The sequence below is a fragment of the Kitasatospora sp. NPDC036934 genome (genome assembly GCF_055608425.1).
The window spans coordinates 132,318-149,055 of sequence record NZ_JBVJQR010000006.1 but is presented as its reverse complement, the minus strand read 5'-3'; the positions used below and the strand labels follow the sequence as shown (position 1 = coordinate 149,055).

14 protein-coding genes are annotated in these 16,738 nt (G+C 72.3%); 6 read left to right on the top strand and 8 right to left on the bottom strand.

The window, feature by feature from the left end:
• Positions 1-53 precede the first annotated feature (53 nt).
• Complete coding sequence (locus ACZ7BZ_RS11310) at positions 54-1,421, bottom strand: TolB family protein (RefSeq protein ID WP_470358146.1); 1,368 nt, start codon at positions 1,419-1,421, stop codon at positions 54-56.
• 244 nt (positions 1,422-1,665) lie between these two features.
• On the opposite strand from ACZ7BZ_RS11310, the gene ACZ7BZ_RS11305 reads away from it, so the two are divergent.
• From ACZ7BZ_RS11305 to ACZ7BZ_RS11290, 4 genes are all read left to right on the top strand, one after another.
• Complete coding sequence (locus ACZ7BZ_RS11305) at positions 1,666-2,577, top strand: LysR family transcriptional regulator (protein ID WP_380459726.1); 912 nt, start codon at positions 1,666-1,668, stop codon at positions 2,575-2,577.
• Between the two features lie 258 nt (positions 2,578-2,835).
• Positions 2,836-3,732, top strand: a complete 897-nt coding sequence (locus ACZ7BZ_RS11300; RefSeq protein ID WP_470358272.1) for a Gfo/Idh/MocA family protein — start codon at positions 2,836-2,838, stop codon at positions 3,730-3,732.
• A 250-nt stretch (positions 3,733-3,982) separates the two neighbouring features.
• A complete protein-coding gene (locus ACZ7BZ_RS11295) occupies positions 3,983-5,860 on the top strand; it encodes an endonuclease/exonuclease/phosphatase family protein (RefSeq protein ID WP_470358145.1) in 1,878 nt (625 codons plus the stop codon).
• A gap of 76 nt (positions 5,861-5,936) precedes the next feature.
• Positions 5,937-6,443 carry a GNAT family N-acetyltransferase gene (locus ACZ7BZ_RS11290; protein WP_470358144.1) on the top strand — a complete coding sequence of 169 codons (507 nt, stop codon included), beginning with the start codon at positions 5,937-5,939 and terminating at the stop codon, positions 6,441-6,443.
• An 8-nt stretch (positions 6,444-6,451) separates the two neighbouring features.
• Here the strand turns inward: ACZ7BZ_RS11290 and ACZ7BZ_RS11285 are convergent, their stop codons facing one another.
• From ACZ7BZ_RS11285 to ACZ7BZ_RS11255, 7 genes are all read right to left on the bottom strand, one after another.
• Positions 6,452-8,830, bottom strand: coding sequence for an ATP-binding cassette domain-containing protein (locus ACZ7BZ_RS11285; protein ID WP_470358143.1), 2,379 nt, complete (start codon positions 8,828-8,830; stop codon positions 6,452-6,454).
• Positions 8,831-8,949: 119 nt separating this feature from the next.
• Entirely contained in the window at positions 8,950-9,363 is a 414-nt protein-coding gene (locus tag ACZ7BZ_RS11280; protein WP_188309428.1) for a VOC family protein, read from the bottom strand.
• A gap of 160 nt (positions 9,364-9,523) precedes the next feature.
• The gene (locus tag ACZ7BZ_RS11275) at positions 9,524-10,267 is read right to left on the bottom strand and encodes a class I SAM-dependent methyltransferase (protein WP_470358142.1); all 744 of its coding nucleotides are present in this window, start codon (positions 10,265-10,267) and stop codon (positions 9,524-9,526) included.
• Between the two features lie 82 nt (positions 10,268-10,349).
• Positions 10,350-11,108, bottom strand: a complete 759-nt coding sequence (locus ACZ7BZ_RS11270) for a class I SAM-dependent methyltransferase (RefSeq protein ID WP_470358141.1) — start codon at positions 11,106-11,108, stop codon at positions 10,350-10,352.
• Positions 11,101-11,604 (bottom strand): N-acetyltransferase, encoded by a 504-nt coding sequence (locus tag ACZ7BZ_RS11265; RefSeq protein WP_470358140.1) that lies wholly within the window; start codon positions 11,602-11,604, stop codon positions 11,101-11,103. The genes ACZ7BZ_RS11270 and ACZ7BZ_RS11265 overlap by 8 nt, the downstream gene beginning before the upstream one ends.
• A gap of 117 nt (positions 11,605-11,721) precedes the next feature.
• On the bottom strand, positions 11,722-12,048 hold the full coding sequence (locus tag ACZ7BZ_RS11260) for a hypothetical protein (RefSeq protein WP_380459754.1): 327 nt from the start codon (positions 12,046-12,048) through the stop codon (positions 11,722-11,724).
• 432 nt (positions 12,049-12,480) lie between these two features.
• The gene (locus ACZ7BZ_RS11255) at positions 12,481-13,047 is read right to left on the bottom strand and encodes an SMI1/KNR4 family protein (protein WP_470358139.1); all 567 of its coding nucleotides are present in this window, start codon (positions 13,045-13,047) and stop codon (positions 12,481-12,483) included.
• 380 nt (positions 13,048-13,427) lie between these two features.
• On the opposite strand from ACZ7BZ_RS11255, the gene ACZ7BZ_RS11250 reads away from it, so the two are divergent.
• A complete protein-coding gene (locus ACZ7BZ_RS11250; protein ID WP_470358138.1) occupies positions 13,428-15,134 on the top strand; it encodes an acyclic terpene utilization AtuA family protein in 1,707 nt (568 codons plus the stop codon).
• On the top strand, positions 15,131-16,729 hold the full coding sequence (locus ACZ7BZ_RS11245; RefSeq protein WP_380455010.1) for an acyl-CoA carboxylase subunit beta: 1,599 nt from the start codon (positions 15,131-15,133) through the stop codon (positions 16,727-16,729). The genes ACZ7BZ_RS11250 and ACZ7BZ_RS11245 overlap by 4 nt, the downstream gene beginning before the upstream one ends.
• The last annotated feature ends 9 nt before the right edge of the window (positions 16,730-16,738 follow it).

The window sequence follows — 16,738 nt, the reverse complement described above, 5'->3', positions numbered from 1 at the left end:
AACTACGCCAACTGTTGTAATCGGCGGGGCGACTGGGCCGGACGACGGGACGGTCACAGCCGGCGCAGGAACACGTCCAGGTGGCCGCTGGTGTCGCCCGGGACGAGGTTGGCGTCCTCGGCCGTGAAGACGACGGTGTCGCCGGTGGCGTCGACGTACGGGCTGTCGGAGCCGCCGGTGCTCTGCCCGCCGTCCCGGGTGGCGGTGACGCGCTCGATCCGGCCGGTCCGGAGGTCCCGGCGGAACACGTCGCTCCGCCCGTTGGTGTCGCCGGGCACCAGGTCGTCCGCGCCGGAGTCGAAGTAGACCCAGCGGCCGTCGGCGGTCATGGCCGGGTCGTAGGCGCCCTCGGTGGTCGTGGTACCGGGCAGGGGGGCGTTGACCAGGGTGGTCCGGCCGGTGGTCAGCTCCCGGACGTAGAGGTCCATCCGGATGCCGTGAGTGCCGGGCCGCCCGACGCCGTAGGCCGGCAGGCCGTAGAGGGCGAAGCGGCCGTCGGGGCTGATCCGGGCGTCGTCGCCGCTGCCGGTCAGCGCGCCGGTGGCGTCCAGGCTGGCGCCGGTGATCCCTCCGGTGTCGGCCTTCCAGACGAAGTACGGGTAGAACCGGGGGCCGGCCAACTCGGCCGCGGCCGGGGCGGTGGCCGGCGCGGCCGGGACGAGGTTGCCCGCCCGGGAGGTGAAGCCGACGGTGGCGCCGTCCGCGCTGATGGTCGGACGGAAGGAGTTGTTGTCGGCCGGCTCGCCGTCGATCCCGGTGGTGATCAGCCGGGTGGTGTGGGTCCAGCGGTCGGTGACGAACACGTTCTGCTTGCCGCGGTATACGCCGGGGGCCAGGTCGGTGCGGTCGGAGGCGAAGGCGACGTAGCGGCCGTCCTGGCTCAGCGACGGGTTGACGGCGCTGCGGATGGTCTCGTCGTCGGTGGTGGTGAGGGTGCCGGTGGAGATCGGCTCGGTGCGGCCGGTCCAGCGGTCGCGGACGTAGATGTCGCTCCGGTGCCTGGCCTGGCCGGGCAGCACGTTGGTGGCGGCGGTGCTGAAGGCGACGTAGCGGCCGTCGCCGCTGATCGAGGCGTCCGTGGTGGCGGCGTTCAGCCGGGAGCCGTCGGCGGCCACACCGGCCCGCTCCAGGTGCCCGTTGCGCAGGTCCCGGACGTAGACGTCGCCGCCGTTCGGGGCGCCGTCGGGCAGCAGGTCGGTCGCGGTCGAGGAGAACAGCGCGGACCGGCCGTCGGCGCTCAGCCCGAGCGCGTACGAGGGGCCGTCGAGCTGCTCGCCCTTGCCGCCCTCGCTGACCCGGGCGGTGTCGCCCTTGGGCGGCCGGGCCTCGGCGGCCGGCATCACGGCGCCGGCCGCGACGGCGGCCAGCAGCACGCAGGCGGCACGGGCCAGGCTGCGGCGGGAACGAGCGGTGGTGGTCATGGATCATCCTCCCCTGATGACGGTGCCGGGCCCGTGGCCGCCCAGGGCTGCCCGCGGTCCGGCTCGGCGACGAGCCAAGCGCCGATCGAGCGGGACGGTCAACGACGCCCGGCGATCTCGCCCCGAAATACGCCACCGGTGGTACTGCCCCGCGAGCCGGCCCCGAGCCAAGCCCTGGACCGCTCCCGAATCGGCCCCGAGCCGGCCCCGACGGTCCACTCCGCGACGCTGGCAGAATTGGCCTGTGATCGACGCACGACGGCTGCGGACCCTCCGGGCCGTGGCGGACCACCGCACCGTGACCGCCGCGGCGGCCGCCCTCTACCTGACCCCCTCCGCCGTCTCCCAGCAGCTGGCCGCCCTGGAGCAGGAGACCGGGCACCACCTGTTGGCCCGGGAGGGCCGGGGCGTGCGGCTGACCGCCGCCGGGGAGATCCTGCTCGGCCACGCGGACGCGGTGCTCGCCCAACTGGAGCGCGCCGAGGCCGACCTCGCCGCCTACAGCGCGGGCGTCGCGGGCGAGGTCACCGTGGCCTCCTTCGCCACCGGCATCTCGCACGTGCTCGCCCCGGCGATCGGCCTGCTCGCCGGCCACGCGCCTGGGGTGCGGCTGAAGGTGCTGGACGCCGAGGGCGACGCCAGCCTGCCGATGGTGCTGGACGGGCGGGCCGACCTCGCGGTGGCCGTCGAGTACCGGGGCGCCCCGCGTGCCGACGACGCCCGGCTGACCAGGGTCCCGCTGTACGCCGAGCCCTTCGAGGCGGTGCTGCCGCTGGCCCACCCGCTGGCCGCCGAGTCCGGGCCGCTCGCGGTGGCCGCGCTGGCCGCCGAGCCGTGGATCGGTCCCTACCCGGGCAACCCCTGCCACGACGTGGTCCTGCTGGCCTGCGAGCACGCGGGCTTCCAGCCGCGCCTGCTGCACTCCTCGGACGACTTCCGGGCCGTGGTGGCGCTGGCCTCGGCCGGGGCGGGCGTCGCGCTGGTGCCGCGCTCGGCGCTGCGCGGGGTGGACCTGTCCCGGGTGGCGGTCCGTCCGGTCGACAGCGAGCTGGCCACCCGCCGGGTCTTCGCCGCCGTCCGGGCCGGCGCCGACGGCCACCCGCTGATCCGCCCGGTGCTGGACTCGCTCGCCGAGGCGGCCGCCGAGGGCGCCTGACCCGCGGGGCGACGAACTCCAGGGTCGCGGCTGCTGGGCCTCCCGGCGCGGCGCCGCGGCGCCCTCGACCGCTGACGGTCGCGCTGCCGCTGATCGGGGCCGGGCTGTCGATGGCCGGGATCGGCCTGCCGGTGCCGGCCGGGGTGGCCGGGCTCGGGCCCGGAGCGGCCGGGCCGCGGCCGCGTAGGGTGGCCGGGAACGAAGACCGGCCGCACTCCAGGAGCACTCATGACCTCGACCGCTGTCCCCGCCGGCCCGCTGCCGGTCGGGGTGATCGGACTCGGCGACATCGCGCAGAAGGCTTACCTGCCGGTGCTGACCGCCCTGCCCGGACTGGACCTGCGGTTGATGACCCGGGACCGGGCGAAGCTGGACCGGCTGGGGGAGGCCCACCGGATCGACACCGGGCGGCGGTTCACCGACCTGGGCGCGCTGATCGACAGCGGCATCCGGGCCGCCTTCGTGCACGCGGCCACCGACCAGCACGTGCCGATCGTCGAGCGGCTGCTCGGCGCCGGGGTGGACGTGTACGTGGACAAGCCGCTGGACTACACCGTGGACGGCGCCCGGAAGCTGGTCGACCTCGCCGACCGGACCGGACGTTCGCTGATGGTCGGCTTCAACCGGCGCCACGCGCCCGGCTACGCCCAGGCCCTGGAGCGCCCGCGCGACCTGATCGTGCTGCAGAAGAACCGCGAGGGCCTCGCCGAGGGGGCGCGTTCGCTGGTCTTCGACGACTTCGTGCACGTGGTGGACACCCTGCGGTTCCTGGTGCCCGGCGAGATCGAGCACGTGGACGTCCGGGCCCGCAAGGACCGCGAGGGCCTGGTGGAGCACGTGGTGCTCACCCTCGGCGGGGAGGGGTTCACGGCGCTGGGCATCATGAACCGGGTCTCCGGCTCCACCGAGGAGGTGCTGGAAGTCTCCGGCGGCGACTCCAAGCGCGAGGTGCGCAATCTGGCCGAGGTGATCGACCACCGCGGCCAGCCCACCGTCCGGCGTCGCGGTGACTGGGTCTCGGTGGCCCGCCAGCGCGGCATCGAGCAGTGCGTGCTGGCCTTCCTGGACGCCGTCCGGGCCGGGAAGACCCTGGACGCCCACGACGCGCTGCGCACCCACGAGCTGTGCGAGCTGATCGTGGAGCGGATCGGGTGAAGCCGGGCAAAGCCGGGGTCAAGCTGGGCGAAAGCTGAGTGAAAGCTGGAAGGGGCCTGGGGCGTGACTGAATTGACGCTTCCGCAGGTCATCCGGCCGGAACCGACAGTTCATCGACGAGGTCTTGTCGGGGCATTTTCTACGCGCGTATCTTGAGGTCGCCGCGGGGGGCGGGTGCCGTCTCCCGCGCTCTCCCCACCTTCCTTCTACGCGAGTAGCGTCCGCTGCCCGAGCTAGGAGCCGTGCCCCGGTGACCACCGCCCCCGCCCTCCGCCCCCGCAGGGCCCCGCTGCTGCGCGCCGCCATCGCCCCCGCCGCGCTGGCCGTCTCGCTAGTGCTCGTCCCGCTGCCGGCCGCCGACGCCGCCGGCGCGCCCGCCGCCCCGCCCGCGCCGACCGAGGCCGGCCCGCTGCGGATCCACGACATCCAGGGCACCACCCGGCTCTCCCCGCAGGCCGGCAAGCCGGTCACCGGCGTGCCCGGAATCGTCACCGGCGTGCGCGCGTACGGCAGTTCCAAGGGATTCTGGCTCCAGGACCCGAACCCGGACGCCGACCCGGCGACCAGCGAGGGCATCTTCGTCTACACCGGCGGAAACCCGACCGTGAAGGTCGGTGACTCGGTGCTGGTCAGCGGCAAGGTCACCGAGTACTACCCGAACTACTCGGGCGGCTCGCAGTCCGTCACCGAACTCAGCGGCCCCGCCGTCACGGTGCTCTCGGCCGGCCACCCGCTGCCCGCCCCCGTGGTCGTGGACACCCGCGACATCCCCGGCCGCTACGCCCCGCCGGCCGGGCCCGACGGCAGCATCGACGCGACCCGGCTGAACCCCGAGAAGTACGCCCTGGACTTCTACGAGTCGCTGGAGGGCATGCTCGTCCAGGTCAAGGACGTCCGGGTGATACAGGCGACCGACAAGTACAACGAGCTGTGGGTCGCCGCCGACCGGCAGGACCAGCGCAGCAAGCGCGGCGGGGTGCTCTACGAGTCCTACCGCGAGCCCAACGTCGGCCGGCTGATGGTGCAGCAGCAGGCCGCCGTCTCCCAGCAGCCCTTCCCGGTGGCCAACGTCGGCGACGAGCTGACCGGCACCACCACCGGCCCGCTGGACTACAACCAGTTCGGCGGCTACACCCTGGTGGCCGGCACCCTGGGCACGCTCAGGGACAACCACCTCCAGCGCGAGGTCACCGCCCAGCCGAGCGAGCGCGAACTCACCATCGCCACCTACAACGTGGAGAACCTGGCCGCCACCAACCCGGACGCCAAGTTCGCCCAGCTGGCCCAGGGCATCGTCACCAACCTGCGCTCGCCCGACATCATCGCCCTGGAGGAGATACAGGACGACAACGGCGCCAAGAACGACGGCACCGTCGACGCGAGCCAGACCGTCGCGAAGTTCCTCGCCGCGATCAAGGCGGCCGGCGGCCCCGCCTACGACTGGCGCTCGGTCGACCCCCAGGACGGCAAGGACGGCGGCGAGCCCGGCGGCAACATCCGCCAGGTCTTCCTGTTCAACCCCCAGCGGGTCTCCTTCACCGACATCCCCGGCGGCAGCGCCACCACCGCCGTCGGCGTCACCGGCACCGGCGCCACCGCCGCGCTCACCGCCTCGCCCGGCCGGATCGAGCCGGCCGACGAGGCGTGGACCAACAGCCGCAAGCCCCTGGCCGGGCAGTTCTCCTTCCGCGGCCAGAAGGTCTTCGTGATCGCCAACCACTTCAACAGCAAGGGCGGCGACCAGGGCATCGACAGCCGCTTCCAGGCCCCGACCCGCGGCTCCGAGGTGCAGCGGCTCCAGCAGGCCACCGTCGAGCAGGCCTTCGTCGCCAAGCTGCTGGCCGCCGACCAGCAGGCCGAGGTGGTCTCGCTCGGCGACTTCAACGACTACCAGTTCTCGCCCGCGCTGAGCGCGCTCACCAAGGGCGGTGTGCTGCGCGACCTGGTGAACGAGTTGCCGGAGACCGAGCAGTACTCCTACGTCTACCAGGGCAACTCGCAGGTGCTCGACCACGTCCTGGTCAGCCCCGAGGTCGGCTACGCCAAGTACGACGTGGTGCACATCAACGCCGAGTTCGCCCAGCAGGCCAGCGACCACGACCCGCAGGTGGTCCGGATCAAGCCCTGACCTGAGCTGCGGTTATCCTGCCTCCGTCGCCGGTGACCACCGGCGGCGGAGGCGGGATCGCACCACGGGGGCGGGCATGGAGTACCGGATCGAGCGGATCGGGCGCGAGGACTGGGAGCGGCTGCGCACCATCCGGCTGGCCCAACTCCTCGACACCCCGCTGGCGTTCGGCGAGACCCACGCGTACGCGCTGCTCCAGGGCGAGGGCAACTGGCGGGCCCGGACGGACTGGCTGAACGAGCCCGGCCGGATCGGCCTGGTCGCGGTGGACGAGGACGGTGAGTGGGTCGCGACCATGCTCTCGATCCCCAGCCGCAAGACCGCCACCGTCGACCTGATCGGCGTCTGGGTCGACCCGGCGCACCGCGGCCGCGAGCGCGGCGTCGCCGACGCCCTGCTGGACGCGGTGCTCGCCTGGGCCCGGGAGGGCGGCGCCGAGTGGATGCTGCTCGGCGTCCACGAGGCGAACGACCGCGCCGCCGCCTTCTACCGGCGGCGCGGCTTCACGTACACCGGCGGCGAAACGCCGTACGTGCTGGACGAGAGCGCCCGGATCCTGGAGATGGTCCTCCCGCTGGTGTAGCGGGTGGCTCAGCCGGTCACGTACTCCGCCAGGTGCTCGCCGGTCAGCGTCGAGCGGGCCGCGACCAGCTCGGCCGGGGTGCCCTCGAAGACCACCCGACCGCCGTCGTGCCCGGCGCCCGGACCGAGGTCGATGATCCAGTCCGCGTGCGCCATGACCGCCAGGTGGTGCTCGATCACGATCACCGACTTGCCGGAGTCCACCAGCCGGTCCAGCAGGCCGAGCAGCTGCTCGACGTCCGCCAGGTGCAGCCCGGTGGTCGGCTCGTCCAGGACGTAGACCCCGCCCTTGTCCGCCATGTGGGTGGCCAGCTTCAGCCGCTGCCGCTCACCGCCGGACAGCGTGGTCAGCGGCTGGCCGAGGCTGAGGTACCCGAGGCCGACGTCGGCGAGCCGCTCCAGGATCCGGTGCGCGGCCGGCAGCTTCGCCTCCCCGTCCCCGAAGAACTCCTTCGCCTCGGTCACCGGCATCGCCAGCACCTCGCTGATGTCCCGGCCGCCCAGCCGGTACTCCAGCACCGAGGCCTGGAAGCGCTTGCCCTCGCAGTCCTCGCAGGTGCTGGCCACTCCGGCCATCATCGCCAGGTCGGTGTAGACCACGCCCGCGCCGTTGCAGGTCGGGCAGGCACCCTCCGAGTTGGCGCTGAACAGGGCCGGCTTGACGTCGTTCGCCTTGGCGAAGGCCTTGCGGATCGGGTCGAGCAGCCCGGTGTAGGTGGCCGGGTTGCTGCGCCGGGAGCCCTTGATGGCGCCCTGGTCGACCGAGACCACGCCCTCGGCGGCCGCCCCCGACCGTCGACACAGCGAGCCGTGGATCAGCGAGCTCTTCCCGGAGCCGGCCACGCCGGTCACCACAGTCAGCACCCCGAGCGGGACGTCCACGTCCACGTCCCGCAGGTTGTGGCTGTTCGCGCCGCGGATCGCCAGCGTCCCGGTGGGCTTGCGCACGGACTCGCGCAGCGCCGTCCGGTCCGCCAGGTGGCGGCCGGTGACCGTACCGCTCTCGCGCAGCCCGGCCACGCTGCCCTCGAAGCACACCGAGCCGCCGGCCGCGCCCGCCCCGGGGCCGAGGTCCACCACGTGGTCGGCGATCGCGATGGTCTGCGGCTTGTGCTCCACCACCAGCACCGTGTTGCCCTTGTCCCGCAGCCGCAGCAGCAGGTCGTTCATCCGGCTGATGTCGTGCGGGTGCAGCCCGGTGGTGGGCTCGTCGAAGACGTACGTGGTGTCGGTGAGCGAGGAGCCCAGGTGGCGGATCATCTTGACCCGCTGCGCCTCGCCGCCGGACAGGGTGCCGGACGGCCGGTCGAGGGAGAGGTAGCCGAGGCCGATCTCCACGAAGGCGTCCAGCGCCTGCCGGAGCGCGGAGAGCAGCGGCGCCACCGAGGGCTCGTCCAGTGCGCGGACCCAGTCCGCCAGGTCGCTGATCTGCATCGCGCAGGCGTCGGCGATGCTGATGCCGGCGATCCTGGACGAGCGGGCGGCCCCGCTCAGCCGGGTGCCCTCGCAGTCCGGGCAGGCGGTGAAGGTGACGGCGCGCTCCACGAAGGCGCGGATGTGCGGCTGCATCGCCTCCTTGTCCTTGGACAGCATGGACTTCTGGATCTTGGGGATCAGGCCCTCGTAGGTGAGGTTGACCCCGTTGACCTTGACCTTGGTGGGCTCCCGGTACAGGAAGTCCTGGAGCTCCTTCTCGGTGTACTCGCGGATCGGCTTGTCCGGGTCGAGGAAGCCCGAGTTGGCGTACACGCCGACGGTCCACCAGCTGTCCACCTTCCAACCGGGGATGGTGATGGCGCCCTCGGCGATCGACTTGCCCTCGTCGTACAGCTGGGTGAGGTCGATGTCGGAGACGCTGCCGCGGCCCTCGCAGCGCGGGCACATGCCGCCGGTGATGCTGAAGCTGCGCCGCTCCTTGACCGTCTTGCCGCCGCGCTCCACGGTCACCGCGCCGGCGCCGCTGATCGAGGGGACGTTGAAGGAGAAGGCCTTGGGGGAGCCGATGTGCGGGGTGCCGAGCCGGCTGAACAGGATGCGCAGCATCGCGTTGGCGTCGGTCGCGGTGCCGACGGTGGAGCGCGGGTCGGCGGCCATCCGCTGCTGGTCGACGATGATCGCGGTGGTCAGCCCCTCCAGGACGTCCACCTCGGGGCGCGCCAGGGTGGGCATGAAGCCCTGGACGAAGGCGCTGTAGGTCTCGTTGATCAGCCGCTGGGACTCGGCGGCGACGGTGTCGAAGACCAGCGAGCTCTTGCCGGAGCCGGACACCCCGGTGAACACCGTCAGCCGGCGCTTGGGGAGGTCGACGCTGACGTCCTTGAGGTTGTTCTCGCGTGCCCCGTGCACGCGGATCAGGTCGTGGCTGTCGGCGGCGTGCGGCTCGGCCATCGTGGTCTTCGCTCCGTGTCTCTCTGGCGGTTCGGTGGGTGGCGTACCGGTGGGTGGTGTCTCGGGTGGGTGGGGGCTGTTCGGTGGGCCCGCCCCGGCCGGGGCGGGCCGGGGCGGGGTCAGCGCACTTCGTTGAAGCGGACCATGTTGCCCGCCGGGTCGCGGAAGGCGCAGTCGCGGACGCCGTACGGCTGGAGGGTCGGCTCCTGGACGAGCTCGGCGCCGCCGGACTTCAGCCGGTCGAACACCCCGTCCAGGTCGGCGGTGGCGAGCACCACCCTGGCGTACGTTCCCTTGGCCATCATCTCGGTGATGGTACGCCGCTCGTCCTCGGTGATGCCCGGGTCCGCGAACGGCGGCTCCAGCACCAGGGACACGCTCGGCTGGCCGGCGGGCCCGACGGTGATCCACCGCATCGGGCCGCCGCCGACGTCCTGGCGGACCTCGAAGCCCAGCAGGTCGCGGTAGAAGGCGAGCGAGGCCTCCGGGTCGGTGTGCGGGAGGAAGGTCCAGTGAATGCTGATGTCGTTCATGACGGCAACGCTAGGCGCGGCCCCCGGGCGGGCGCTTCTCGAAAACTGATCGACCCCGGGGAGCGGCGGAGGTGGTCTCCGCTCCCCGGGGTCGATGGTCACGCGTGGCCGCGCTGCGGTGCTCGGGCGTGGCCGCTCAGGCGCGCCCCCCGTGCGCCGCTCAGGCGCGGCAGCGGAGCATCTCCAGCGGTGGGTGGGCGAGCACGTCCGCCCAGAAGTCCTCGCCGTACTCGCGCAGGCCCTCCTCGGAGATCCCGAGCGGCACCCACTCCAGCTCGGAGAACCCGGCCTCGCTCAGCGACTCCTGGTAGACCTCGCGGCGCGGGACCGTGCCGAGGATGCTGATCGGCTGTGGGTCGAGCAGCGCGGTGACCTTCACTCGCGGGCCGGTCTCGACGTGGTCACCAGTCGGCTCGCAGCGGAACCCGTACTGCTCCAGGGACGCGCAGTCGAAGGCGTAGTCCGGCTTCTGGGCGAAGACGTAGAGCTCCCCGCCCGGCACCAGGCTGCGGTGGATGTTGCGACACATCCGGTCCAGCGACGCGCGGTCCTCCGCGTAGTTGAGGCACTGCACTGCCAATGCCACATCGAACTTCCGCTCCAGCGGACGCAGTTCGGCCACGTCGCCGACCTCGTAGCGCACCCCCAGCGGCTCGCGCTGCTCGAACGACTCCGCGGCGGCGATCATCTCGGTGGAGATGTCGACCCCGAGCACCTCCGTCGCACCGCGCCGCCGGACCTCGCGGCTGTAGAAGCCCGTCCCGCAGGCCAGGTCGAGGACCGCCTTGCCGCGCACGTCCCCGACCATGGCGAGGAAGCTCGGCACCTCCCCGAAACGCGTTAGTGGCAGGGCCTTGAAGCCCTCGAACGCCTCGCCGATCCCGTCGTACTGCTGCACGCCCATCGTGCGCTCCTCCCGTGTCTGACGATCTGACGGGAAGTCTTCCGCAGCGCCGAGGGCCGCCTGTACTGGCAGAAGCCACGAATCAGCGGCGCCGCGCGAGGTGAACGGTGATGTCCGCGTCCAGTCGGACGCGCTCCGGCAGTGCGGCCAGGATCCGGCGCAGCACCTCCGCCCGGGCGGACTCCGGCAGGACGAGATAGGCCGAGACGGTCGACAGATGGCCGACGTACTCCGCCGCGGTCACCGTCAACTGCCGTACCAGTACGGTCTGTCTGACGTCGTCGAAGTGCTCGGAGCGCGCCAGCTCGGTGCCCGGCCACTGCAACTCCCGCTCCGGCGGCGTCCCGTCCGGGGAGGGCACGTCGTCGCTCTCCAGGAACGGCGCCCGGGCCGCCCGGACGGCCTTCGCCACCGCCGGATCGGCGACCTCCACGGGGCCGCCGATGTTGGCGAACACGCCTCCGGGGCGCAGTAGTTCGGCCATCCGTCGGCACCGGCCCGCCGGCTGGGTCCAGTGCAGCGCGGCGGCTGCGTACACCAGGTCGTACGGCCCGTCCGGGGGCAGCTCCTCGAAGGCCGCCCGCAGCGTCCGGACGTTCCCCGGGGCGTGCCGGCGCAGTTCGGCGAGCATCGCGCCGTCCGGTTCGGTCGCGGTGACGGCCACGCCACGCCCGGCGAAAAGCCGGGTGGCCTTGCCGGTGCCGGCGCCGATCTCCAGGGCGGTCCGCGGCGGCCCACCCGCGTACCCCGCGACCAGGTCGAAGAGTTCCGCGGGGTACCCGGGCCGGTACCGCTCGTAGGCCTCCGCGACCGGCCCGAAGCTCAGCGCGCGATCAGTCATTCCGGGCCTCCGGCAGGGCCAGCCACTCCTCCCAGCTGAGGTCGCGGCCCAGGAACCGCGGTTGCCGGAACGGCCAGTCGGCGGCGATCCACCGCGGCACCAGCGCGTCCAGCGCCTCCTCCACCTCGCTGCCGACCAGCTCGTCCACCACCCACCAGGCGATCTCCCCGTCCGCCCCGGCCCGCTCCGGCGGGTCGAGGTACACGCACCCGCGCACCGCCGTCTCCGCGCCGTCCAGCAGCACGTAGTTGAACGACTGGTGCGCGGCGATCTCCCGCTCGTGCCGCGCCAGGTCCACCCGGTTGGCCTCGGCCGTCATGGTCTCCGCCGGCCACCCCCAGGCCGGCCCGAAGATCCCGAACAGTCGCTCCCGCGACCCCATCACGGCTGGATAGTCCATCGGCGCGTCCGCCTCCCGGATCGGCCGCAGGTGGTACGCCCCGCCGAGCAGCGGCACATGGACGGGGTGGACGAAGTCAGCAGGAAGCCAGGCCATGCCGCCGAGGCTATCCGTGCACCCGCCGTGACCGCACCGGATATCCGGCGCGCGGCCCGGTGGCCGCTCCGCCGCGACTTCGCCCCGCCCCGTCTCCGCCGTGCCCCGCCGGGAGCGTCAGATGGTCCAGCCGACCGGGTAGTTGACGATCGGGGTGAACGTCACGCCGACCGCCTCCGCCTCCGCTCGCGCGTCGACGACCATCTCCTTCAGGTGGTCCAGCTGCGCCGCGTGCTCCTCCGAGTCCCAGACGCTGACGTGGACGGCCGAGCCCTCCGGCGAGACGCCCGCGTAGAAGTGGATGAGCCCCGGCAGCCGCCGGACGGCCGGGATCAGGTACTCCGAGGTCCTGGTGTTCATCGCGTCGACCTCTTCGAACCGGCCCGGGTCGAAGGTGGCACGCGATATCCGGAAGTGCGCACCTGCGGGCAACGACTCGGTCACGATGATCTCCCGTCTCTCGATGAACTGCGTGCCGGAAACCCTACCGACCCGGCCCTGCCGGAGGGCATCGATGTCCGCATCTCCGGCCGCCGCTGTGACTGGGAGTCGTAGTCGGCGGGCGGGCTTGCGGTTCGTGCAGGTGGTTGCGTGAGCTGGAAGTGGTAGTTGGCGATTTCTGGAAGCGATAGTTGGCGGTCCAGATGTGGGCGGATGCCCCCAGAGCTTCAGCACCGGGACATCCGCCTTTTGACGGGCCCCGGCTCGACCGGTCCCGGTGGAAGAGGTCCTCCACCAGATGCGGGGTGGCCGGCTCGATCATCTCGTCCGCATGCGTCTGCCCGACCAGCGCCTGAGCTGGCGGTCCACTTTCCAGCGTCAATGTCTTGATCGATGGTTGGTGGGTGCGGGAGTACCGGCGGTTACTGATCGCGGTCAGTCGAGGTGGGTCCAAGGGTCTTCACCCGCCTCGCGGAGACGTTGCTCCTCGCGCCAGTGGATGAAGCTGAAGACCGGCTCCTCCGCTGCCATGACGCCCATCCGCATCTCGTCGGGGTTGGTGATCAGGTCGACGAGGAAGTCGGCCATGCCGCCGTTGTAGGGGAACCAGTCGCCATAGCGCGCGAGGACGAGCACCGGCCAGCTGTCCGGGTCGGGGTCGGCCGTGTCCCAGAAGGCATGGTTGGCTGAGGAGTCCGTCGCCCAGGAGATGCGTTCTGTGAGGTCTGGGTCGTCTCCGGGCTTCAGGCGGAGGAGCCCGAATCCATGCTCCGTCAGTGAGGTGAGGGTTGAGGGCGCCCAGGGGCCTGGCTCATCGTCGATCGGGATTCCGACCCAGAAGGAGTTGTTGAGGGAGCCGGCGCCGTAGTGGGCGACGAAGTCTCGGTAGTCAGAAGGGAACCGCTTGCCTGTGTGCTCGGCAACGTGGTCCCAGTCGATGGCATCTCCTGCCCCTGGCCGGGGAGGCATCAACTCGATCAGCTTGGCAACGCTCGGGTGCACGTGGTCCTCCTCAAGGATTATCGGCAGGACCCTATGTCAGGTGCCCCTGTCGGGGAGCGCTCAGCACACCGGGCTCGGCTGAGTCGGCGGCTCATGCCAGCGGACCCATCGGGGAGATCGGCATCCATGTGGATGGTGCCCAGCTCCACGCCCGTGACCAGGGCCGAGGCTCAGTCGCTCACCGTATACAGGTTGGGGAGCCGCCACCTATCGGTTCCAACCGCCACCTAGCACTTCCAGTCACAGCCGCGTGAAGAAAGGCGTCAAGAAAGGCGTGAAGAAACAAGCAGGCATGATTGCTTTTTTCTTCGGCCGGTGCCACGCTGCTGCCCGGCGGCCCGCGTGCGGGGTGCCGCCAACCCACCGGCAGGGGAGGCGCATTGGCGCGCGCGAGCTCGGTACTGCGGATCGGCAATGCCTCGGGGTTCTACGGGGACCGCTTCGCGGCGGTGCGGGAGATGCTCACGGGCGGGCCGCTGGACGTGCTCACCGGGGACTACCTCGCTGAGCTGACCATGCTGATCCTGGCCCGGGACCGACTGAAGGACCCGTCGCTCGGGTACGCCCGGACGTTCCTGCGGCAGATGGAGGAGTGCCTCGGGCTGGCCCGGGAGCGGGGCGTACGGATCGTGGTGAACGCGGGCGGTCTCAACCCGGCCCGACTCGCCGAGCGGTTGCGGGAGTTGGCGCAGCGGCTGGGCGTCCCGACGGCCGTCGCCCACGTCGAGGGGGACGACCTGCTGCCGCGCCGCGCCGAACTCGGTCTGCCCGAGCACCTGTTGGCGGCCAACGCCTACCTCGGCGGCTTCGGCATCGCCGCCTGCCTGGCCGAGGGCGCGGACGTGGTGGTCACCGGCCGGGTGACGGACGCCGCGCTGGTGGCCGGCCCGGCGATCGCCCACTTCGGCTGGACCGCCGCCGATCTGGACGCCCTGGCCGGGGCGGTGGTGGCCGGGCACGTCCTGGAGTGCGGGGCGCAGGCCACCGGGGGCAACTACGCCTTCTTCCGCGAGCACGACGTGGACCACCCGGGTTTCCCGCTGGCCGAGCTGCACCCCGACGGCTCCAGCGTGATCACCAAGCACCCGGGCACCGGCGGGGCCGTCACCGTCGGCACCGTCACCGCCCAACTCCTGTACGAGACCGGCGGACCGCACTACCTCGGCCCCGATGTGACCGCCCGGCTGGACACCGTCCGGCTCGCCGAGGAGGGACCGGACCGGGTGCGGATCGACGGGGTGCGCGGCGAGGCCCCGCCGCCCACCCTCAAGGTCGGCCTCAACCGCCTCGGCGGCCACCGCAACGAGGTGGTCTTCGTCCTCACCGGCCTGGACATCGAGGCCAAGGCCGCCCTGGTGCAACGCCAGTTCGCGGCCGCCCTGCCGCCCGGGGCCGGCCCGGCCGAGCTGCGCTGGACGCTCGCTCGCACCGACCACCCGGGCGCCGATACCGAGGAGGCCGCCTCGGCCCTGCTCCGGCTGACCGCCCGGGACCGGGATCCGGCCAAGGTCGGCCGCGAACTCGGCAAGGCAGCCGTGGAGTTGGGCCTTGCCGGGTATCCGGGCTTCCATCTCACCGCCCCGCCCGGCCCGGGGGCACCGTACGGGGTGTTCACCGCGGCGCAGGTGGACGCCAAGCTGGTCGAGCACACCGCGGTGCTGCCGGACGGCCGCCGGATCGCCGTCCCACCGGCCCCAGTGACCTCCCAATCGGCCGCCGTGTCGGAGGAGTTGCCCGAGCCCCTGCCCCCCGGACCGACCCGCCGCGCCCCGCTCGGCCTGGTGCTCGGCGCCCGCAGCGGAGACAAGGGCGGTGACGCCAACCTGGGCCTCTGGGCCCGCACCGAGGACGGCTGGCGCTGGCTGGCGCACGCCCTCACCGTCCACCGGCTGCGCGAACTTCTGCCGGAGGCGGCCGAGTTGCCCGTCATCCGGCACCTGTTGCCGAACCTCAGGGCGGTCAACTTCACCCTCACCGGCCTGCTCGGCGAGGGCGTCGCCGCCCAGCACCGCTTCGACCCCCAGGCGAAGGCCCTGGGGGAGTGGCTGCGTTCGCGCCACCTCGACATTCCGGAGGTTCTGTTGTGACCGCCCTGCCCACCCGCGTCGACCCGGCCGGGGCCGAGTACGCGGAGCACCGTGCCGCGATGATCGCCAAGTTGGCGGAGCTGGACGCCGAGCACGCCAAGGCGCTGGCCGGCGGCGGGCCCAAGTACGTTGAGCGACACCGGAAGCGGGGCAAGCTGCTGGCCAGGGAGCGGATCGAGCTGCTGGTGGACCAGGACTCGCCGTTCCTGGAGCTGTCCCCGCTGGCCGCCTGGGGCAGCGACCACCCGGTGGGCGCCGCGCTGGTGACCGGGATCGGGGTGATCGAGGGCGTGGAGTGCGTCATCACCGCCAACGACCCGACGGTGCGCGGCGGCGCCAGTAATCCGTGGACGCTGCGAAAGGCCCTGCGGGCCAACGAGATCGCGCTGCACAACCGGCTCCCGCTGGTCAATCTAGTGGAGTCCGGCGGGGCGGACCTGCCCAGCCAGAAGGAGATCTTCATCCCCGGCGGTGCCCTGTTCCGCGACCTTACCCGGCTGTCCGCGGCCGGGATCCCCACGGTGGCCGTGGTGTTCGGCAACTCGACGGCCGGCGGCGCCTACGTGCCGGGCATGTCGGACCACACCGTGCTGGTCAGGGAGCGCGCCAAGGTGTTCCTCGGCGGCCCGCCGCTGGTGAGGATGGCCACCGGCGAGGAGGCCGACGACGAGTCGCTGGGCGGCGCCGAGATGCACGCCCGTACCTCCGGCCTGGCCGACCACTTCGCGGTGGACGAGGCGGACGCGCTGCGGATCGCCCGCCGGATCGTCGCCAGGCTGGACCACCGCAAGGCGGGCCCGGGCCCGGACCGGCTCGCCGAGCCGCCCCGGTACGACGAGGAGGAGCTGCTGGGCATCGTCCCCGGCGACCTCAAGGTGCCCTTCGACCCGCGCGAGGTGATCGCCCGGATCGTCGACGGCTCCGACTTCGACGAGTTCAAGCCGCTCTACGGCACCAGTCTGGCCACCGGCTGGGCCCGGCTGCACGGGTACCCGGTGGGCGTCCTGGCCAACGCCCAGGGCGTGCTGTTCAGCGCGGAGTCCCAGAAGGCCGCCCAGTTCATCCAGTTGGCCAACCAGCGGAACACCCCGCTGCTGTTCCTGCACAACACCACCGGCTACATGGTCGGCCGGGACTACGAGCAGGGCGGCATCATCAAGCACGGCGCGATGATGATCAACGCCGTGGCCAACTCCAGGGTGCCGCACCTGTCGGTGCTGCTGGGCGCCTCCTACGGGGCCGGCCACTACGGCATGTGCGGCCGGGCCTACGAGCCGCGCTTCCTGTTCTCCTGGCCGAGCGCCAAGTCCGCGGTGATGGGCCCGCAGCAGCTCGCCGGGGTGCTGTCGATCGTGGCCCGCCAGTCGGCCGCCGCGAAGGGGCAGCCGTACGACGAGGACGCCGACGCGGCGATCCGGGCGATGGTCGAGCAGCAGATCGAGGCGGAGTCGCTGCCGGTCTTCCTGTCCGGCCGGCTGTACGACGACGGCGTGATCGACCCGCGCGACACCCGTACGGTGCTGGGCCTGTGCCTGTCCGCGATCCACAACGCGCCGGTCGAGGGCGCGCGTGGCTACGGCGTCTTCCGGATGTAGGGGAACCCC